The sequence below is a fragment of the Methylobacter marinus A45 genome, assembly GCF_000383855.1.
GTDB classification, from domain to species: domain Bacteria; phylum Pseudomonadota; class Gammaproteobacteria; order Methylococcales; family Methylomonadaceae; genus Methylobacter; species Methylobacter marinus.
Window position 1 is genome coordinate 426,486 of sequence record NZ_KB912877.1, and the last position, 18,739, is coordinate 445,224.

General features: G+C 47.3%; 16 protein-coding genes and 1 pseudogene. 7 read left to right on the plus strand and 10 right to left on the minus strand.

Going from position 1 to position 18,739, the window contains the following annotated elements; genetic code table 11:
- The first annotated feature begins 3 nt into the window (after window positions 1-3).
- The 3 genes from aceF to METMA_RS0101800 are packed head-to-tail and all read left to right on the plus strand — an operon-like array spanning window position 4 to window position 3,017.
- Window positions 4-1,302, plus strand: coding sequence for a dihydrolipoyllysine-residue acetyltransferase (gene aceF / locus METMA_RS0101790; protein WP_020157346.1), 1,299 nt, complete (start codon window positions 4-6; stop codon window positions 1,300-1,302).
- A gap of 14 nt (window positions 1,303-1,316) precedes the next feature.
- Window positions 1,317-2,753, plus strand: a complete 1,437-nt coding sequence (gene lpdA, locus METMA_RS0101795; RefSeq protein ID WP_020157347.1) for a dihydrolipoyl dehydrogenase — start codon at window positions 1,317-1,319, stop codon at window positions 2,751-2,753.
- A 51-nt stretch (window positions 2,754-2,804) separates the two neighbouring features.
- A complete protein-coding gene (locus METMA_RS0101800) occupies window positions 2,805-3,017 on the plus strand; it encodes a hypothetical protein (RefSeq protein WP_020157348.1) in 213 nt (70 codons plus the stop codon).
- A gap of 583 nt (window positions 3,018-3,600) precedes the next feature.
- On the opposite strand, the pseudogene METMA_RS26170 reads toward METMA_RS0101800, so the two are convergent.
- Window positions 3,601-3,941 (minus strand): annotated as a pseudogene (locus METMA_RS26170) (transposase).
- A 157-nt stretch (window positions 3,942-4,098) separates the two neighbouring features.
- Between METMA_RS26170 and METMA_RS0101810 the strand changes: the two are divergent.
- Both METMA_RS0101810 and METMA_RS0101815 read left to right on the plus strand, forming a co-directional pair.
- Entirely contained in the window at window positions 4,099-6,729 is a 2,631-nt protein-coding gene (locus METMA_RS0101810) for a glycosyltransferase (protein ID WP_027146959.1), read from the plus strand.
- Window positions 6,730-6,919: 190 nt separating this feature from the next.
- Window positions 6,920-7,909: a serine/threonine protein kinase gene (locus METMA_RS0101815; protein ID WP_020157351.1), complete on the plus strand. Its 990-nt coding sequence runs from the start codon at window positions 6,920-6,922 to the stop codon at window positions 7,907-7,909.
- Window positions 7,910-7,922: 13 nt separating this feature from the next.
- Here METMA_RS0101815 and rnhB read toward each other — a convergent pair whose 3' ends face one another.
- The 7 genes from rnhB to efp all read right to left on the minus strand — a co-directional run bounded on the left by rnhB (window position 7,923) and on the right by efp (window position 14,426).
- Entirely contained in the window at window positions 7,923-8,537 is a 615-nt protein-coding gene (gene rnhB / locus METMA_RS0101820) for a ribonuclease HII (RefSeq protein ID WP_027146960.1), read from the minus strand.
- 70 nt (window positions 8,538-8,607) lie between these two features.
- Entirely contained in the window at window positions 8,608-9,402 is a 795-nt protein-coding gene (gene lpxA / locus METMA_RS0101825; RefSeq protein WP_020157354.1) for an acyl-ACP--UDP-N-acetylglucosamine O-acyltransferase, read from the minus strand.
- Window positions 9,381-9,827 carry a 3-hydroxyacyl-ACP dehydratase FabZ gene (gene fabZ, locus METMA_RS0101830; RefSeq protein ID WP_027146962.1) on the minus strand — a complete coding sequence of 149 codons (447 nt, stop codon included), beginning with the start codon at window positions 9,825-9,827 and terminating at the stop codon, window positions 9,381-9,383. The genes lpxA and fabZ overlap by 22 nt, the downstream gene beginning before the upstream one ends.
- 52 nt (window positions 9,828-9,879) lie before the next feature.
- On the minus strand, window positions 9,880-10,380 hold the full coding sequence (locus METMA_RS0101835) for an OmpH family outer membrane protein (RefSeq protein ID WP_020157356.1): 501 nt from the start codon (window positions 10,378-10,380) through the stop codon (window positions 9,880-9,882).
- 104 nt (window positions 10,381-10,484) lie between these two features.
- The gene (bamA, locus tag METMA_RS0101840) at window positions 10,485-12,800 is read right to left on the minus strand and encodes an outer membrane protein assembly factor BamA (protein ID WP_020157357.1); all 2,316 of its coding nucleotides are present in this window, start codon (window positions 12,798-12,800) and stop codon (window positions 10,485-10,487) included.
- Between the two features lie 76 nt (window positions 12,801-12,876).
- Window positions 12,877-13,857: an EF-P lysine aminoacylase EpmA gene (gene epmA / locus METMA_RS0101845; RefSeq protein ID WP_027146963.1), complete on the minus strand. Its 981-nt coding sequence runs from the start codon at window positions 13,855-13,857 to the stop codon at window positions 12,877-12,879.
- Complete coding sequence (efp, locus tag METMA_RS0101850; RefSeq protein WP_020157359.1) at window positions 13,857-14,426, minus strand: elongation factor P; 570 nt, start codon at window positions 14,424-14,426, stop codon at window positions 13,857-13,859. The genes epmA and efp overlap by 1 nt, the downstream gene beginning before the upstream one ends.
- Window positions 14,427-14,514: 88 nt before the next feature.
- Between efp and epmB the strand changes: the two genes are divergently transcribed.
- Window positions 14,515-15,546: an EF-P beta-lysylation protein EpmB gene (gene epmB / locus METMA_RS0101855; protein WP_020157360.1), complete on the plus strand. Its 1,032-nt coding sequence runs from the start codon at window positions 14,515-14,517 to the stop codon at window positions 15,544-15,546.
- 35 nt (window positions 15,547-15,581) lie between these two features.
- On the opposite strand, the gene METMA_RS0101860 is transcribed toward epmB, so the two are convergent.
- Window positions 15,582-16,484, minus strand: a complete 903-nt coding sequence (locus METMA_RS0101860) for a 5'-nucleotidase (RefSeq protein ID WP_020157361.1) — start codon at window positions 16,482-16,484, stop codon at window positions 15,582-15,584.
- 25 nt (window positions 16,485-16,509) lie between these two features.
- Window positions 16,510-17,979, minus strand: coding sequence for an SPOR domain-containing protein (locus METMA_RS0101865; RefSeq protein ID WP_232216423.1), 1,470 nt, complete (start codon window positions 17,977-17,979; stop codon window positions 16,510-16,512).
- 196 nt (window positions 17,980-18,175) lie between these two features.
- Here METMA_RS0101865 and METMA_RS0101870 point away from each other — a divergent pair, with 196 nt between their 5' ends.
- A complete protein-coding gene (locus METMA_RS0101870) occupies window positions 18,176-18,739 on the plus strand; it encodes a glycine cleavage system protein R (protein ID WP_020157363.1) in 564 nt (187 codons plus the stop codon).

Below are 18,739 nucleotides of genomic sequence, written 5' to 3' on the forward strand. Positions count from 1 at the left end.
AAAATGGCTTCTCTAATCGAATTAAAAGTGCCTGATGTTGGCAATTTCTCGGATATCGATGTTATAGATGTCCTGGTTAAACCAGGTGATGTTATACAACTGGATCAGACTCTGGCAGTACTGGAAACCGATAAGGCCAGTATGGACCTGCCCGCCAGCGCGGCAGGTACTGTACAAGAAGTATTTATAAAGGTCGGCGATAAAGTCTCGGAAGGTTCATTAATTGCAACTGTGTCGCCAAGTACGGAGCAGGCTGCCGCTGAAAAACCGGCACAACCAGAATCCAAAGAAGTTGCTCCGGAAAAAAAGGCACCCGAACAACCAGTTCAAGCGCCCCCCCAATCCAAGCCAGCTCCAGAGCCTGTATCCGCACCTGAGCCAATTGCAGAACCCTCCCCCGCCAAAGTCGCGCATGCCACGCCGGCTGTCCGGCTTTTTGCCCGTGAACTGGGCGTGGATATCAGCAAAATCACAAAAGGCAGCGGCCGGAAAGGACGCATATTAAAAGAAGACGTAAAAAGCTTCGTCAAACAAATGATGACGGAAGGTTTTGCTCAAGGCGGCGCGGGAATTCCATCAATACCGGCGGTAGATTTTTCCCAGTTCGGCGCCATTGAAGAACAAAAGCTCAGCAAAATAAAACGTTTGACTGGACAAAATCTGAGTCGCGCCTGGTTGAACCTGCCAATGGTCACGTATCATGAAGAGGTTGATATTACGGAAATGGAGGCATTCCGCAATACGCTCAACGCCGAAAAAGCAGCTGGCGGCACAAAAATCACCGGATTGGTATTTATCATCAAGGCTCTGGTTGCCGCCATGCAGCAATTCCCTCAGTTCAACGCCTCTTTATCTGCCGACGGCGAAAAATTGATCTATAAGAAATATTTCAATATTGGCATTGCAGTCGACACACCGAACGGCCTTGTCGTGCCAGTGATTCGCGATGTCGATACGAAAGGCATCAACGAATTATCGACTGAACTGGCTGAAAAAAGCGAAAAAGCGCGTCAAGGCAAGCTTATGCCGGCGGATATGCAAGGTGGCTGTATCACGATTTCCAGTCTCGGCGGTATCGGCGGCACGGCTTTCACACCTATTGTTAATGCTCCTGAAGTAGCTATTCTCGGCGTTACCCGCTCTAAAATGCAGCCAGTATGGAATGGACAGGAATTTATACCTCGCCTGATGTTGCCTCTGGATCTGACTTATGATCACCGCGTGATTGATGGCGCGGAAGGTGCTCGTTTCATGGCAGTCATCAAACAAAACTTAAGCGATATCCGTCGCTTGCTACTTTAATCAGGGGAAATAAGATGGATGTTAATCCGGCGATTAATGATGAATCACTGCACGCAGAAGTTCTGGTGCTGGGCGGCGGCCCCGGCGGCTACACAGCCGCTTTCCGCGCGGCTGATTTGGGTAAACAGGTGGTACTGGTCGAACGTCATGCCGTTTTAGGTGGCGTTTGCCTGAATGTCGGATGTATTCCATCCAAAGCCTTACTGCATATTGCACAGATCGTCCATGAAGCGGAGGAATTCGAACATCACGGCGTCCATTATGGCAAGCCAACGTTCGATATCGACAAGATTCGCGCATGGAAAGAAAGCGTATCAGGCGCTTTGAATGATGGTCTGGCTCGATTGGCAAAACAGCGCAAAATAAACGTGATACAGGGCACCGGCAAATTTACTTCAGCCAATACGCTCGAAGTACAAGCCGAAGCCGGCGCACAAACCATCCGTTTTGATCAAGCCATTATAGCCGCAGGATCACATGCGACCAAAATACCGACCTTCCCTAACGATGACCCGCGTTTGTGGAATTCAACCGATGCACTAGCATTAAGAGAGATTCCGAAAAAATTGCTGATTGTCGGCGGCGGTATTATCGGACTGGAAATGGCCACCGTCTATCATGCCTTGGGTTCGGAAATCAGTGTTGTTGAACTGATGGATCAAATCATACCTGGCTGCGATAACGATCTGGTTACGCCTTTGTATCGACGTATTAAAAAACAATACAAAAACATCTGGCTTGAAACACGCGTATCCTCTGTTGAAGCGCTTAAAGAAGGCTTGAAAGTGTCTTTTGAGGGTAAAGGCGCTCCTGATTCAGATCTATACGATGCGGTTCTGGTAGCCGTAGGGCGCAGGCCAAACGGCAAGTCCATTGCTGCCGAACAAGCAGGTGTCCAGGTTGATGACATGGGATTTATCGCCGTCGACAAACAACAACGCACCAATGTCCCGCATATCTTTGCCATAGGCGATATAGTCGGCAACCCCATGCTGGCCCATAAAGCGAGCCATGAAGGCAAAATTGCCGCGGAAGTGGCTGCCGGCTTAAAAGCCGGGTTTGATGCATTAACCGTCCCTTCCGTTGCCTATACGGACCCCGAAGTAGCCTGGATGGGATTGACTGAGAATCAGGCTAAACAGCAAGGCGTCGAGTACGACAGGGCCATTTTTCCGTGGGCGGCCAGCGGTCGCTCGTTAAGCCTGGGGCGCAAGGAAGGCTTGACTAAAATACTCTGCGAAAAAGAGACTGGCAGGATTCTCGGAGCCGGCATAGTGGGGCCCAATGCCGGCGAATTAATCGCCGAAGCGGTACTGGCTTTGGAAATGGGCGCCGATGCGGAAGACATCAGCTTAACCGTGCACGCTCACCCGACACTATCCGAAACTTTCGCTTTTGCCGCCGAAATGATTGCCGGTACGATCACCGACCTTTACATAAAAAAGGATTAAGCTCAATTTTAAAAAATATTCAGCTTCCATTCATCATATCCGTTAAAGAATATGTTCCCTGAAATAGGTCGCGTCATTATTGTCGGCTTAATGATAGTCCTGCCCGTTGGTCTGATTTACAGAAAAGCGGGCTTCCATCCGGCATGGGCATTATTGGTGTTCTTGCCTGGATTTGGATTGTTGCTGATTTTTTTGCAGCTTGCCTTTGCGCCTTGGCCCAATCAAAAAGACATTGATGGAGGGATGAAATGGAAGCGGCCCTGATAATCGTGTTCGTTGCTTTTGTCTTATGGTTGGGAGCCAAAATACTGGATAAAGCAGGCTTGCATAAGGCTTGGGTTTTCTGCCTATTGATACCGGTCGTTAACATTATAATGGTCTGGGTGTTTGCTTTCAGTCACTGGCCTAATTTAAAACCTGGCGTGAAGCAGGATTTATAACTCCTCTTACCCGACTGAATAAGGTCACGCAGCCGCAAGCGGATTAGTCCCGGGATGCCGAACGTAAAGCCGGCAGGCAAACAGCATGCGATGCATAACCACTCACTTATTGCTACTCGTGAGTGAATTGAGATTGATTTAATAAAGTGCCGCAAGCACGGAAAAAAGCGCTCCATGCGCAACGCCAGCAAATAAATTCTTGTCAGTTTTGGAACAGGTGTAAAATGGTGGTTAAATCGATTCGACACATTCCATAAACTTAAAAGAACCATCAAAATCAGTCATTTCGATTCACCAAAGGAATGATTGTTTACTCCACCCATGGTTACTAAACAACCACCCGCTCAAGCGGGTGGGTTCGAATAATGGACTGAAAGTCCGGATACGCGTCGACTAAACGACGCGTCTTAATCAGGCGCCATTTTAAAATTATCGTTTGGACTAGGTTCAAAGTGATGCTCCAATACTGTTTGATCATCTCATCGGTCATCTGGCCAACGGTGGCGCAAAAATAACCGCGCGCCCAAAAATGTCTTCTCCAGTACCGCTTTCTTCAAGTGCGGAAACTCCTCCTCACTACGCCTTTTATAATTCGTATCTCAAACGCTTCGCAGGTTTGGCGCACCAAGTCTCTTGCTCGCTCTGCTATTTCACCACTCGGCACTTTGTAACGATACTTGGTTACCCAAACAAAATGGTACTCAATTTGATAAACCGTATGGCTGCCATATCTATAGTCCATTGCCACCGCCTTGGCCAGATTATCGCAGCTAAAGCTGACCGGCTAAAGCCGGTGGTTTAAACCTTATGATGGAAAATTAAGTTTACATAAATAATAGCCGTATACCCTACAAGTCCCTCAACCCAAAATTTTTTCGCTTTAGCGTTAATTTTCGAGCAACTGAATGAAAAAAATAGTTACTGTTATTGCACTCGCCTTGCTAGTCGTCATAAATTTCAGTATTTGGAGCTACACCAATAACCCCCTGCAGTTAAAGTCATGGAACAAACCCATGATGGGATTGACCTTCGATCCCAGGCGAAAAAACCATTCTCCGGAAAATAATCAATTCCCCACTACAGCTGAAATCGAGGAAGATCTGGCTCTGCTTTCCGGAAAAGTACATGCCGTCCGTACCTATAGCGTATTAAGAGGACAAGATAAAATTCCCGGACTCGCCGCCAAACACAACTTAAATGTATCGCTCGGCGCTTGGATTGATGATGACTTGGAAGCGAATCGGCAAGAAATCGAAACTCTTATTCAAGTCAGTCGCCAGGACAATCCCAAAATCGTCAGACTCTTGGTTGGCAATGAGTTTCTGCTGCGCCACCAGAAGAATGAAGAGCAACAAATGCAAGCCAAGCAACAGTTGATTGAATATTTACGCGAGGTGCGTAAACGTACCTGGCGGCCGGTCAGCACTGCTGAAACATGGGATCTATGGCTTAAACATCCGGATTTAGTCGATGAAGTGGATTACATCGCAGTTCACATCCTGCCCTATTGGGAAGGAATTAATATCGATGATGCGGTTGATTATGTTTTTTACCGTTATAATGAACTGAAGCAACACTATCCGAATAAGCCTATCGTTATTACCGAAGTAGGCTGGCCGTCCAATGGCCAACCTTTCAAGCACGCAACGGCATCGCGGTCCAACCAAGCAAAATTCCTACGCGAATTCCTGAACCGCGCCACAGATGAAAAACTCGTTTACTACATAGTTGAAGCCTTTGACCAACCCTGGAAAATGGCACTGGAAGGTTCTGCCGGCGCTTATTGGGGCGTGTTCGATGCCGACCGTAAACCGAAATTCCCATTAGAGGGCGACGTACTGGCCTTGCCGGCCTGGAAACACTGGGCGGCAGGTGCGGCCATTTTCAGTGTCTTATTAATGGCTGTCTTCCTGTTCACGCGCCGTAGCATCAAACTGCCCGGTATGGTTTTTTTCGGCGTCATGGCCAACCTTGCTGCATCGGTAATTTTCTGGTCCGCGTCAATTGGCGCCCAACAATACCACTCGCCTCTCACTATCGCCTTCTGGGTCATACTGATATTGATGCAGATATTGGCGGTGATTATCCTGATGATTGAAAGCCTGGAGATCGCGGAAGTGGTATGGCATAAAAAAACCGCCAGGACCTTCGAACCGCTGACGCCGGGACCTGATTTCAGATACCCGAAAGTATCGCTGCATCTGCCTATCCACAATGAACCGCCGGCCATGGTGCGCAAAACGCTTGAAGCGCTGGCGGTAGTCGATTACCCCAATCTGGAAGTGCTGATCATGGATAATAACACCACGGACCCTGCGGTTTGGGAGCCGGTGCGTGATGACTGCGAGCGCCTGGGGCCAAGATTCCGCTTCTTTCATCTGGAAAACTGGCCGGGCTTTAAAGCTGGCGCGATCAATCATGCGCTCGAACAAACCGCTGAAGATGCTGAAATCATCGCTGTCATCGACAGCGATTATATTCTTTCACCTGATTGGCTTAAATGCATGGTGCCCTATTTCGACAATGAAAACGTCGGCTTCGTACAATCGCCCCAAGACTACCGTGACCTGCATGTGAGCACTTTCAAAGCCTTCTGTTACTGGGAATATGCCGGTTTCTTCAATATCGGCATGGTACAAAGGAATGAATACAATGCCATTATCCAGCACGGCACAATGACCATGATTCGGAAATCGGCCTTGGAAAAGGTCGGTAAGTGGGCCGAATGGTGTATTTGTGAAGACAGTGAACTGGGGCTGCGTCTGTATGAAGCGGGCTATGACTCGGTCTATGTCAAGGATTCGTTTGGACGCGGCTTGATGCCTGACACCATGTCCGGTTATATGACTCAGCGGTATCGCTGGGTATATGGCGCGATGCAGATTATTAAAGCTCATTGGCGCAGCTTCCTGCCTACGAAAAAATCACCACTGACATCCGCGCAGCGGTATTATTTTGTGGCTGGCTGGTTACCTTGGTTTTCGGATGCGTTAGCCTTGTTATTTACCACGGCAAGTCTGATATTGACCGGCTTTATTGCACTGGATCCGACACACAGCGAGCTGCCGGTCAATGCCTTCCTGTTGCCGACGATCGGTATATTCAGCTTTAAAGTCCTGCGCGGCTTATGGCTGTATCAGGCGCGTGTCCCTTGTTCGGTCTGGCATTCGCTAGGAGCGGCTTTATCTGGATTAGCCCTGACGCATACAGTCGCCAAGGGCACGATCCAGGGATTATTCACATCCAACAAGCCATTTATGCGTACGCCTAAATACGAAAAGCAAGGCCCTCTGTTCGAAGGTTTAATGACCATACGTCAAGAATTGATATTGCTGATTTTATTAGGTGCAGCCATTACCTTAATGTTGTCCCTGGACCATTTCGATAATCTGAGCGGCAGACTATGGACAGCTGTGCTATCAGTACAGGCTGTTCCCTATGCGGCAACCTTATTGACGTTACTGATCAGCATAGCGCCAAATTACCGATCGAAAAAAACCTTACAATCGGCCGAAGAACTGGACGACGTAGTCTAACCTGTCCGAGATAACTGTCATGTCTCTTGAAAAATATCGGAGGCATGACGGATCTCTCCCGAGCACATGTATCGCAATGATATTTTCCTTCGAGCAACTATCCCTATAGAATACTGGATACTCACTGGATGCACGGTAGTTATTGCATCGGTTTACAGCAAGGGACGGCATTCCAAGTTACAATAAGCTTATGAATACTAATCTTGCCCCCTTCTCGGCACTAACTCCCGATGTTATTTTAAATGCACTCGATCGCATTGGTCTGCATAGCGACGGCCGCCTGCTCCCGCTCAACAGTTATGAAAATCGCGTCTATCAGGTCGGCATGGAAGAAGGTTCGGCCGTTGTCAGCAAATTTTACAGGCCTGATCGATGGACTGATGCCGCTATTCTTGAAGAACATGGCTTCGTAAAGGAACTGGCTCAAAATGAAATCCCCGTCGTGCCGGCAATGGCATTTGACGACAATAAGACATTACAGCGGATAGACGGCTTTCGTTTTTCCGTTTTTGCCCGGCAAGGCGGCCGGGTTCCTGAACTGGAAGATCCCGGAAAACTTGAATGGATGGGGCGGTTTATTGGCCGTATACATGCCATCGGCGCATTAAAACCTTTTAAAGAGCGCCCTACTCTGGACATCAACAGCTTTGGCGATGAACCGAGAGCCTATCTGTTGACGAACGACTTTATCCCGACAGATTTGATCGATGCTTACAGCAGTGTTACAGCCTATGCGCTGGATAGCGTGAGATACTGTTTCGAACGTGCCGGCAAGGTGAATTACTTGCGGCTGCATGGCGACTGTTATCCCGGCAATATCTTATGGACCGATGATGGCCCGCATTTTGTTGATTTTGACGATTGCAGGATGGGACCGGCGATTCAGGATTTATGGATGCTATTGGCGGGAGATCGCGCCGAGATGACCGTGCAATTAAAACACCTGCTCACCGGTTACAGAATTTTTTATGACTTTAACATTGCCGAATTACACTTGGTGGAAGCGTTACGCACATTACGTTTAATTCATTATTCCGCCTGGATTGCGCGACGCTGGAATGACCCGGCATTTCCTATGGCATTCCCCTGGTTCAGTTCGCCGCGTTATTGGCAGGATCGTATCATTGAATTGCGCGAGCAGACAGCTCTCATGGATGAAGCACCTCTGGAAGCGGTTTAACCGTACAACTGATCTATTTTATCCGTTGTCTGAGTATCATGCTTCTTACCGGATTGAACGACGTTCTATGCACGCCGTCCAGATAGCCGAATTGCTCTATCTCGGCCAAGTGTTGTTTAGTACCGTAGGCTTTGTGCAGATGAAACGAAAAATCAGGATATCTTTTGTGATAATCACACATGATTTTATCCCGCTCGACTTTCGCCAAAATAGAAGCGGCACTGATGGCCTTTATTTTGCAGTCGCCTTTGACTATGGCCTGAGCAGGCATGGGTAAAACAGGGAGTTGATTGCCATCTATCAGAACCTCGTCCGGCCGCACAGGCAGTCCATTTATGGCGCGTTGCATGGCCAGCAACGTAGCCTGAAGAATATTCAGTTCATCGATCTCTTCGACACTGGCTTCCGCCACTGCCCAACCCAAAGCGACTTCCTTAATGATCTTGCACAGATTGTTCCGCTTGCTCTCACTCAGTTTTTTAGAATCGGCCAGTCCATCAATCGGACATAAAGGGTCCAAAATGACAGCAGCAGCAACAACAGGGCCTGCCAGCGGCCCTCGACCAGCCTCATCAACGCCTGCGATATTGATCTTTTGAGCGTGTTTTATTGAATAGTGGTCATCCATACAATTGGCGATCAATTAAGTTAAAAGAATTTATAATTGAACCTGTTTTTTGCTTCGCCTGTTCATGCAATCAGCGCAAAATACCCCGGGTCACATTGCGCAGAAAACTGACCATATCGGATAACTGTTTACTGTCCCCCGCCATATCTTCCATTTGTTCAATCGCATCTTCCAGCCGTAAATTCATTTTGTAAATAATCTTATATGCTTTTCTGATTAATCGAATGTCTTCTGGAGAAATACCATTGCGCTCCATGCCGACTGAATTAATGCCATGAGGACGGGTAGGTTTTCCGCCGACCATAACAAACGGCGGAATATCCTGCGTGATGGCACTGCCCATGGCAGCAAAACTGTATTGCCCTATCTGGGTAAACTGATGCACTAATGTGAATCCGCCCAGGATCGCATGGCTATTTAGATGCACATGCCCGGCTAATGAGGCGCCGTTAGCCATAATCACATGGTCGCCGATAATACAATCATGGGCTACATGTGTGTACGCCATGAACAGGTTGTCATTCCCTATCTGAGTCACGCCGTGATCCTGCTTGGTGCCCCTGTGCATGGAGGTAAACTCCCGAATGGTATTCCTGTCGCCAATCTCAAGTCGGGTTATCTCGGATGCATACTTCTTGTCCTGAGGATCCTCGCCTATCGATGTGAACTGATAGATGCGATTCTGCTTACCGATTGACGTGGGCCCCTTGATAACCACATGTGGACCGATAACTGTGCCGGAATCAATCTTGACATCAGGCCCTATCACAGAAAAAGGACCTACAGAGACATCTCCCGCCAGATCGGCTTTAATATCAATAATGGCCGTTGGATCGATCAAAGCTATTCCACCACTGCCGCACATCTGATTTCAGCGCTCGCGACAAACTCGCCTTCAACCTCGGCACAGCAATCGAAAGCCCAGATATTACGTTTGCTTTTAATAAATTTTGCTTCCAGCACCAATTGATCGCCAGGCACAACCGGTCGTTTAAATTTAGCCTTATCGATGCCGGTCAAATAATAAATCATGCCCTTGCCCAGCACATCGGGCGCGGTTTCCGAGGCCAGTAATCCCGTAGCTTGCGCTAATGCTTCCAGAATCAGCACGCCTGGCATAATAGGCTTTTGCGGAAAATGACCTTGAAAGAACGGTTCGTTATAAGTAACGTTTTTAACGCCAACTAATCTTACTCCAGGTTCACACTCAACAACCTTGTCAACCAATAAAAATGGATAACGGTGAGGTAAAAATTCTTGAATTTGTAAAATATCTAACTTAACAGACATGGCTGGGAGTGCTTCACTTAAGAGTTATAATGATATGCATGGAAAATTCAGATTAATCTGGCAGTCTTGAAAGTTTTTCTTGAACTTGAGTGGTGACGTCGATTTGTTCACTGGCATAGATAACGCCATCCGTCAGTAATAAATCGAAATTTTGGTCTTTGGCTATTTCACGGATCGCTTCAACAATGCGGCGTTGCAGTTTACCTAACTCATCATTGCGACGGATATTGAAATCCTCGCTAAATTCCTGCTGAGCTCTCTTGGCGTCTCTTTTCTTATTTAAAATGTCTTTTTCCAGATTCCGTCTTTCCGACTCACCCATGACGGAAGCATCCCTGGCCATTTTTTCTTCCAGATTTTGAATTTCCTTTTGCTGGGCAACCAGCTGCTTATCACGAGGTGAAAATTCCTGTTCCAGACGTTTTTTAGCTTTTTCGGCTTGTGGAGCTTTTTCAAGAACAGCCGGTATATTGACAAAACCGATCTTTAGATCGGCGAAGCTCACATTCGCAGTCAGCAATAGTCCTACAAATAAAGCAATTTTTGTTTTCATTGTTAAACCTATCTCCGGTTGTAGTTAAAATTAAATAGTTGGTAAAAATTGTTGATATATTAGTTAAATTATAGGGGATAAGCCTATTAAACCAAAAACTTCTTCTAAAAATTTTGTCCGAAGTTAAATTGGAAATATTTTTTGTCATCTTCTATGGATTGAGTGACATTATTATTATCAATGTACTCATTCCTACCCGAATTTAAAGGCACTGCAATACTGACCGACAAAGCGCCAAACGGTGACAGCCATTCACCTGACAGTCCGGCCGAATATCTTAAGTTATCAACTTTAAAACCGTCGCTAACCGTTCCGGCATCAAAAAAAGTCCCCAACCGGATTGATTTAGTCTCCGGCATAAAAGGTACGGGGAAAAACAACTCGGCATTGCCGATTATCTTACTTGAGCCACCAAAAGGACGGGCTAGCGAATCGCGTGGACCCAATGTATTGGTATCGTAACCGCGCACAGATCCCCAACCACCGGCAAAATAGTTCTCAAAGAAAGGCAGGTCATCCGTCTTTCCATAACCGTCGCCATAGGCTATCTCTCCATGCAAACGCAGGGTAAAATCCTTGGCCAAGGGGAAATACTGCTGTTGTTTATAACTGACCTTGTAATACTGGAGATCGCTTCCGGGCACTGTCACCAAAGTAGAAAATCGTTGCTGTCCGCCTCTGTCAGGAAATATCGCCCGATTCAAAGTATCGTGCGTCCATCCCAGCGATGGCGCCAAAGTCAGATACTTATCACCTTCTTTATTCATGAAATCCCGTATTTTAGTGGATGTAAAGTCGGTCGTTTTTAATTTGGTATGCTTTAGGTCGGTATTAAACTGCAACCGGTCATATTCATTCAATGGGATACCGAAGTTCACGCCGGTACTGATAACATCAGTAGTGTAGTTGGCGAGGTTGACTTGCGTAGCATCTCGCGTTGTATAGCCGAGGTCGTAGCCGAAACTCACGCCGTCCAATGTAAAATAAGGATTAAAAAAGCCGAACTGGTATTGCGTGAAATAATCACTGTTGTTAAAGGTCAGGTTCACGCGCTTGCCGGAACCAAAAACATTGTCCTGAGAAATATTGGCATTCAGGACGATCCCCTGCGTTTGAGAAAAGCCAATCCCGGCCATCAAGTTGCCGGAGGCTTTCTCCACGACTGAATAATTCACGTCAATCTGATCCGAAGTCCCGGGGACCGGCGGCGTTTCAACATTGACCTCTTCAAAATAGCCCAATCGTTCCAGACGCGTTTTCGATCGCTCAATTTTTGAACTTGATGCCCAACTCGATTCCATCTGGCGCATTTCCCGACGCAATACTTCATCACGTGTTTTAACATTACCGCTCATGTTGATACGTCTTACATAAACGCGTTTACCCGGATCGACAAAAAAAGTCATATCAACTGTTTTAGTATCTTCTTTGATTTCCGGCACCATGTTGACGTTTGCGAACGCATAGCCTTCATCGCCCAAGCGGTCGGATATCGCTTTCGAAGTCTCCGTGGCATTTTTTCTGGAAAAGATTTCCTTGGGTCCGACTTTGACGAGTTTTATAAGCTCTTCCGGGTTGACGACCAGATTGCCGGCCAACTTTACTTTTTCAAGCGTATACACATCGCCTTCCTTGACATTGATGGTGACATAGATGTCTTTTTTATCCGGCGTGATTGCAACCTGGGTGGACTCCACCGAAAAATTGATATAGCCGCGATCAAGATAATAAGATCGTAATTTTTCCAAATCCGCCGATAATTTCTGCTTGGAATACTGATCGTTTTTAGTATAGAAGGATAGAAGGTTCGAAGTGCTTAATTCGAATTTGCTCAATAGCGTTTTGTCGTCGAAGACGGTATTGCCGACGATATTGATTTGCTTGATTTTAGCGACCCGTCCCTCGGAGATTTTAATATGAATACCGACCCGGTTCCGAGTCAGGTTGGAGACTTCCGTATCGATCTTTAAACCGTACTTGCCGTGACTGAAATATTGGCGACTCAACTCCTGCTCAACCTTATCGAGCACCTGCCGGTCGAATACCTTGCCTTCGGCCAAACCGATCTGCTTTAAGGCTTTGGTCAAATCATCCTTGCTGAGGTCCTTATTGCCTTCAAAAATGATTTTTGCTATTGATGGGCGTTCCACGACATTAACAATCAGCGTGGAACCTTCTCTTTCCAGAGAGACGTCTTTAAAGAAGCCGGTTTTGAACAATGCCCTGATTGCCGCTCCGGCATTGTCCAGAGAAAATCTTTCACCTACATTAATAGGCAGATAGTTATAAACCGTCCCGACAGAGATACGCTGAAGTCCTTTAACCTGAATATTCTCAACAACAAATTCTTCGTCACCTTTAACCGCTTGGGAAACGAGTAGTAATAGCAACAGCAAGCGCGAAAAAGTATTTGATCTCATGTAAACATCTAATGAAAAACATATTGTCAGGTATAAAAACTCGCAGGATTATAGCACAGTAAAGATTTTAAACGAGTTAAGCCCTATCAATAGGAAAACCCAGTACATCATTAATCGACGCGCTGTCCGACAATAGCATTAGCAAACGATCCAGACCGATGGCCATGCCCGAGCATTCCGGCAAGCCGGCCTGCAACGCAGCAACAAAACGGCCATCCTTGACTGAAGCAGGCAGGCTTTTTTGCCGCCTGATATCCAGTTCCTTATCGAAACGCCTGCCCTGCTCTTCGGCATCGGTCAATTCAAAATAGCCATTGCCCAGTTCAACACCATTGATAAACAGCTCGACCCGATCGACGATCAGTGGATTTTGCGCATTGATTCTCGCTAATGATGATTGGCAGGCGGGATAGCCGTATACCATGCATAAAGCATTTTGGCCCAAATGCGTCTGGACTTTATGGCTGAAAATAAAATCCAGCCATAGCGCATGATCGTGCCCGCAAATGCTGACGGCTTCAGGTAATTGATTAGCCAGTGCATAGGCACAATACCGCCGATAAGAAAACTCAAGCGGATTCAGTTCGGTATAGCGGTGAAATATTTCCTCATAGCTGAATCGCTGCGTTGCCCGCAGCGGTCTGCGGTTAGCAAATAACAGAGTTATCAAGTCGGCGCAGTCATTCATCAAATCCGGCAACTTAAAGCCAACCCGATACCATTCAAGCAATGTGAATTCTGGATTATGGAAGCGTCCTGACTCACCGTTTCTGAAGGCTTTGGTTATTTGATAAATAGAACCGCTGCCGGCTGCGAGCAGCCGCTTCATGGCAAACTCAGGCGATGTTTGCAAAAACAGTGTTTGCTTCCGGGGCGATAAACAATATTCTGTGGTGAAAAACTCTAACTGCGGGTCTGTTCCGATGCCATGACTTAATAAAGGCGTTTCCACCTCAAGCACGGATCTTTCTTCAAAAAAGCCACGTATTGCAGCGAGCATTTGCGCTCTCAGACGCAAATGCTCTACGGGACATGTCGGCCGCCAATCACTCAGCACTAGTCTTTAGCGCGCGAGACATATTCACCGGTACGCGTATCCACCCTGACAACCTCACCGATTTGGACAAACAAAGGCACTCTGACTACCGCGCCAGTTTCCAGCGTAGCCGGCTTGCCGCCGCCGCCTGAAGTATCGCCGCGCACGCCAGGATCGGTTTCGGTAATGGCCAATTCGACGAAGTTGGGCGGGGCGACGGAAAGCGGCGCGTCATTCCATAACGTTACGGTACAAAAATCCTGGTCTTTCAGCCAATTTTTAGCTTCGCCTACCGCTTTTCCATCGGCCTGATACTGCTCAAACGTATCCGGCACCATAAAATGCCAGAATTCGCCGTCGTTATACAGGTATTGCATTTCCACATCGACAACGTCGGCCCCTTCTAAAGACTCGCCTGATTTAAATGTTCTTTCGATCACACGGCCAGTTTTGAGGTTTCTGATTTTTACCCGATTAAAGGCTTGTCCCTTTCCCGGCTTGACAAATTCATTTTCAATAATTGCACAGGGGTCATTATCCAACATGACTTTCAACCCGGCTTTAAATTCATTAGTACTATAACTAGCCATTTTATCCTCGAGACTACAAACAATAATTAAAACTTAACCATTATAATAGATGGCCACTACCGATAGAAACTTTAAAATAAGCCATTTCATGTCAGAGCAACAAAGCGAAACAGAACACTTTAATTCAAGCTGGCAACAGCAGCTTGCCGAAGCCTTTAATAATATTGAAGATTTATGTCATTATTTACACTTGCCACAGGATATCCTGCCGGTTTCGGCAGCGGCCGGCAGACGCTTTCCCTTGCGCGTTCCGCTCAGTTTTGCTGCAAGCATGGAAAAAGGCAATCCGCATGACCCCTTGCTCAGACAGGTATTGCCGGTCAACGATGAACTGCTTGCCCACCCGGGTTTCAGCGCCGATCCGGTCGGCGATCTTCAGGCCGCGACCGAATTCGGCGTACTGCACAAATACCAAAGCCGTGTCTTGTTCATCAATACCGGCAGCTGTGCCATCAATTGCCGGTATTGCTTCCGCAGGAACTTTCCTTATGCCGACCTGCAACTGAGCAAACAAAAGGAAGACGCCGCAATCCGGTATATAGAACAGAACCCCGGCATTTCGGAAGCGATTTTAAGCGGCGGTGATCCGCTAGTGCTCAACGACGCCCGATTATCCAGACTTATTCAGCAACTGGGCCGTATCAAGCATTTAAAACGCATCCGGATACATAGCCGGCTGCCCGTCGTGCTACCCGCCCGAGTAACCGAAGCATTAATTGACACTCTGAGACAAAGTCCTGCCCAAATCATCCTGGTCATACATTGCAATCATGCCAATGAAATCAATGAGCGCGTGATTTCCGCCTGTGCGGCGCTCAAAAATAACGGCATCACACTGTTCAACCAATCGGTACTGTTAAGAGGCGTCAATGATACGGCGGAACAGCTATGCGAGCTGAGCGAGCGCTTATTCAGCCATGGCATCATTCCTTATTATCTGCATTTGCTCGACCAGGCGATCGGAACGGGCCATTTTGAAGTCTGCGAACAGGAAGCGTTAACGCTAATGCGGCAGGTCCAGGCGATCCTGCCCGGCTATCTTGTACCGAAACTGGTTAAGGAAGTGGCCGGCATGGCCTCCAAACAGTACGTGCTGAATGACGCCAGCGGCTATCGCTGACCATCCGGTTTATATTGCAGTCTCCCAGGCCGGCACTAATCCGCGATTACTTGATTGGCAATGCCGTGAGGCACATGCGCCGCGGCCACATGCTGGGCCGCGGATTCACAATGTTTTTTCTGATCATCGAAGAAAATATCGGCGCCAAAAGCTTTCAGGAAAGGTCCTTTGGCCATGCCGCCCAAAAACAGCGCCTCATCGATACGCACGCCCCAAGCCCTTAAGGTTCTGACCACGCGTTCATGAGCGGGTGCAGAACGCGCGGTCACCAAAGCCGTCCTGATCGGTGACGACTGCGGATCGAACTGCGTCTGAATATAATGCAGCGCGGCCAGGAAGTCTTTAAAAGGGCCGCCCGGCAAAGGCGTTTTGGCCTCATTACGCTCATTCTCGGCAAATACTTGCAGCCCCTGCTGTTGATAGATACGCTCCGATTCATTCGAAAACAACACGGAATCGCCATCAAACGCGATGCGCAACTGGCTGGACGGGTTAGTCAATGAGGAACCGCAAAGTATAGTCGCGGCGGCAAAACCGGCATCCAGCGCCTGGGTGACATCATCGGCATTGGCCGACAAAAATAATTGCGCGCCGAATGCCGAAATATAATTGTAAGGAGACATGCCACTGGTAAATGCGGCACGGGTAATATCCAAACCGTAATGAATAATTGAATTGAAGACTCTCAGCCCTGTATCGGCGCTATTTTGCGATACCAGGACAATTTCAACGAGCGGCTCATCCACACAACGCTCGTTGATCGCCAGGAATTTCTGTACCAGGGAAAATCCGTAACCGGGAGCCAGCACTTCATCTTCATGCTCAATTTGATAACGGCAGAAAGCTTCTTTGCCCTGGGTTTGGAATATCGCATGGGAATCGTCCAGATTGAACAAGGCTCTGGATGAAACCGCGACAACGAGTTTTTGCCTGCTCATGCCTTATCTGATCAATATCCGGTCCTTAACCCTGGGCATTGCCTACCCAGACCGAGCTTAAATTAAGGGTTTTCTTGACTTTCGTTGCATATAAAGTGGCTTCTTCTCTATTTTTAAACCCGCCTACCCGCAGCCGATACCAGATAGTGTTGTCCACTTTGACATTGACCACCTCAACAGGGATGCCTTTTCGTCCGAATTCAGCCGCTTTGCTTTTAGCGTACCATTGCTGCCTGTAGGCAACCAGATTGACCGACCAACCGGCTGTTGTGTTGACTTTTCCGGAGGTGCTTTTAGAACTCTTGGCATTGCTTTCTTTTACGGAGACAGTTATCGGTTTTATAACTTCCGCCTTTGCGTCTCCCGGTTTTATTGCCTGTACCGCCAGCGCTTTTCTTTCCAATGCATTCAGTCTGGCCTGCAAGTCTCTCAGCATATCTTGTTCCGTTTCTGCTGCCGCCAGTTCCTCTGTCGGTTCGTTTGTCTCTGCTTCCGTTGATAATGGAACCTTGTTTGATAACTGCTCCATAATGCCATCGACTCTCTGGTTCAACTGCTCTATGGCCGATTTGATATCATCCAGTTCCTGATCTGAACCTTGCAGAGCAGCCCGCCCCTCCGCTTTTTCAAGCGTGGCAACCAGTTCGCTCAGCCTTAAAGCTTCCTTTTTCGCACTGTAGGCCATTAAACCGAATCCAAGCGCGGAAACCAATGTAACGCAGCTCACCCCCATGGCAACATAAGCGAACAGCCTTATTTTTTTAGTTTTACTTTCAAATTCGGTTCTCAACGCTTTCTGAAGCCGGTTAATGGATTCCTGATCAGGATTGAATCGCCCCGGTACCGCCGTGTCGGCGCTATCAGACATAAAGGGTATATCCGCACCGCGCCTCGGCTTTATTCCAGCCATCACGTCTTCCATATTCGGCATGGATATCGGCGGCAGTTCCATGCCCGGCTTTTTTTCAGGCCTTTTTGTCTCCTGGAACGCGGCATGAGTGTCTTGATTTTCCGGCTCGTTATTTAGATTCAAAAATGTTCCTTTATCAGACGCCCGCTCCGGTAAAGGAAAGTCATCGTCCTGATAGCCTTCATCCAGTACCGCTTCCTGATGCCTAGCTTGAGCTATCGGCTTGTCTGGTTCAACATCAGGCGCCTGCCCATCAAAATCATCGAATTCAAAAAAACCCTCAATGCCACTGGGCATTTCATCATCAGTTGAAGCGCTTGCTTCATCGTCAATGACGACATGGGCAAATGGGTCGAATTTTTCTTCTTCCTCGTCCTGAACGAGTATTAATTCCGCGAAGTCATCGCTAAAATCGTCAAACTCATCCGACAAATCGTTATCGTTATCGCTGAGATCTTTACTGCTGTCAGCCTGTTGCGCCTCCGCGGCATCAAGCCCATCAGCCATGAGCAATCCGTCAATAGCATCCTCATCATCTTCCCGGTTATCTGATGAAGCCAGGGATGACTTTGCTTTATCCAGCATGGCATCCAAATCCTCATTGAAGCTATGAGGCCTGTTTTTGGGGTTATTATTTGCTGAATCTGTCATATTTGAATCCTTATAATGAGGAGTAACATCACCATAAAATTGAAATTAATGCCGGTATTTGCCGACTTGAAAAAAATTACTTTATTTTAGGGCCAATAAAACTTAATGTTCGCAAAGTTTCGCTCATTTGATGTTAAACTTTCAAATAAAAACTTTGATTAAGAATAATATGCAACTAGCTATCACCGTTTTAGGCGACAACCAGATTAATTTTATTGCAGAAATATTACCCGCCGTACGCGACTGTAAATGCAACATCCTCGAAATAAGGTCATCCCGCCTGGCTCAGGCTACAGCCGCTTATCTGCTTATTCAAGGAAACTGGAATCATATTGCCAAACTCGAAAGCACTTTGGATGTCATCCAGAAACGGCTAGAGATTAATATTCATAAACTACGCATCGAACACAAAGACAAGGGCTGTGATTATGTGCCTTATTCTTTAGAAACGATATCGTTGGATCGCGATAATGTGATGGAATCAATCGCGACTTTCCTGTTTGACCGCGACATCGGCATTGAGGAAATATCCGGCAGCTGTTATCAGGCGCCCTACATTCAAACCTCCGTCTTCTCAACCAAGTTTGTCATATTAATCCCGCCGCATCTGCACCTGCTGTCACTGCGCGAGGAATTCCTGGATTTCTGCGATCAATTGAATATCGATTCAATCCTTGAACCCATAAAACGATAG

What these genes read in the sequence shown, in the direction of transcription:
- aceF (WP_020157346.1), top strand. Translation starts at nt 4, where the DNA reads ATGGCTTCTCTAATCGAATTAAAAGTGCCTGATGTTGGCAATTTCTCG.
- lpdA (WP_020157347.1), top strand. Translation starts at nt 1,317, where the DNA reads ATGGATGTTAATCCGGCGATTAATGATGAATCACTGCACGCAGAAGTT.
- METMA_RS0101800 (WP_020157348.1), top strand. Translation starts at nt 2,805, where the DNA reads ATGTTCCCTGAAATAGGTCGCGTCATTATTGTCGGCTTAATGATAGTC.
- METMA_RS0101810 (WP_027146959.1), top strand. Translation starts at nt 4,099, where the DNA reads ATGAAAAAAATAGTTACTGTTATTGCACTCGCCTTGCTAGTCGTCATA.
- METMA_RS0101815 (WP_020157351.1), top strand. Translation starts at nt 6,920, where the DNA reads ATGAATACTAATCTTGCCCCCTTCTCGGCACTAACTCCCGATGTTATT.
- rnhB (WP_027146960.1), bottom strand. Translation starts at nt 8,537, where the DNA reads ATGGATGACCACTATTCAATAAAACACGCTCAAAAGATCAATATCGCA.
- lpxA (WP_020157354.1), bottom strand. Translation starts at nt 9,402, where the DNA reads ATGTGCGGCAGTGGTGGAATAGCTTTGATCGATCCAACGGCCATTATT.
- fabZ (WP_027146962.1), bottom strand. Translation starts at nt 9,827, where the DNA reads ATGTCTGTTAAGTTAGATATTTTACAAATTCAAGAATTTTTACCTCAC.
- METMA_RS0101835 (WP_020157356.1), bottom strand. Translation starts at nt 10,380, where the DNA reads ATGAAAACAAAAATTGCTTTATTTGTAGGACTATTGCTGACTGCGAAT.
- bamA (WP_020157357.1), bottom strand. Translation starts at nt 12,800, where the DNA reads ATGAGATCAAATACTTTTTCGCGCTTGCTGTTGCTATTACTACTCGTT.
- efp (WP_020157359.1), bottom strand. Translation starts at nt 14,426, where the DNA reads ATGGCTAGTTATAGTACTAATGAATTTAAAGCCGGGTTGAAAGTCATG.
- epmB (WP_020157360.1), top strand. Translation starts at nt 14,515, where the DNA reads ATGTCAGAGCAACAAAGCGAAACAGAACACTTTAATTCAAGCTGGCAA.
- METMA_RS0101860 (WP_020157361.1), bottom strand. Translation starts at nt 16,484, where the DNA reads ATGAGCAGGCAAAAACTCGTTGTCGCGGTTTCATCCAGAGCCTTGTTC.
- METMA_RS0101865 (WP_232216423.1), bottom strand. Translation starts at nt 17,979, where the DNA reads ATGCTGGATAAAGCAAAGTCATCCCTGGCTTCATCAGATAACCGGGAA.
- METMA_RS0101870 (WP_020157363.1), top strand. Translation starts at nt 18,176, where the DNA reads ATGTTAAACTTTCAAATAAAAACTTTGATTAAGAATAATATGCAACTA.